Raw genomic sequence first — 936 nt, 5'->3', positions numbered from 1 at the left:
CGGCTTCTGGCGCTGATAGAACCGCACTATCCCAAGGCTAGGCCGAAGGGCGGGCGTCCGCCGATGCCATTGGAGACGATGCTGCGGGTCTATTTCCTGCAGCAGTGGTATGCGCTGAGCGACCCGATGGCCGAGGAGATGCTGTACGACAGCGAGGCCATGCGGCGGTTTGCGGGGATCGAGTTGGGCGATGACCGCATTCCGGACGAGACCACCATCCTTAACTTCCGGCACTTGCTGGAGCGGCACGGGCTGACCGAGGCGTTGTTCAGGGAAGTGAACGGACACCTTGCCGACCAGGGCATCACGTTGCGCTCGGGCACGCTGGTGGATGCGACGATCATCGACGCCCCATCCTCGACCAAGAACAAAGCCAAAGCGCGTGATCCGGAGATGTCGTCCACGAAGAAGGGAAATACCTGGTACTTCGGCATGAAAGCGCATGTGGGTGTCAATGTCGAAAGCGGCGTCACCCACAGCCTTGAGACGACGACAGCCAAGGTGCACGACAGCCGGGTATGGGATGAACTGCTCCATGGTGACGAGACGTCTGTCTGGGCGGACAAGGCGTACGTGAACGTCGAGCGTGAGGCTGAATTCGAGGCACCGGGAAAGGTATGGGGCGTGATGCGCAAGGCTCCCAAGAGCAGCAAGCTTCATCCGCTCGACGAGCGCATCAACCGGATCATTGCGATGGTGCGGGCGAAGGTCGAGCATCCGTTCCGGGTGTTGAAGCGGCAGTTCGGTTACGTGAAGACCCGCTACCGAGGACTCGCCAAGAACCGGGCGCAGCTCTTCACCCTGTTCGCGCTCGGCAACCTCTATCTGGTTCGACGGCGGCTGATGGCATGAGGACGAGTCCGTCCAAAGTGGCCTGCGACGCCACGCAGACGGCCCCGAAACCGCCAATCCTGGGACCTTCGGACGGGCCGCGGC

1 protein-coding gene is annotated in these 936 nt (G+C 62.1%); it reads left to right on the top strand.

The annotated features are described in order from the left end of the window. The coding region (locus EU800_RS26065) for an IS5 family transposase (protein ID WP_129636355.1) at positions 1-852 on the top strand (852 nt) is incomplete at its 5' end. Positions 853-936 lie beyond the last annotated feature (84 nt).

It is taken from the genome of Tropicimonas sp. IMCC6043 (assembly GCF_004146235.1).
Taxonomy (GTDB): domain Bacteria; phylum Pseudomonadota; class Alphaproteobacteria; order Rhodobacterales; family Rhodobacteraceae; genus Tropicimonas.
The sequence above is the reverse complement of the archived record's forward strand: the minus strand, read 5'-3'. Positions and strand labels throughout refer to the sequence as shown.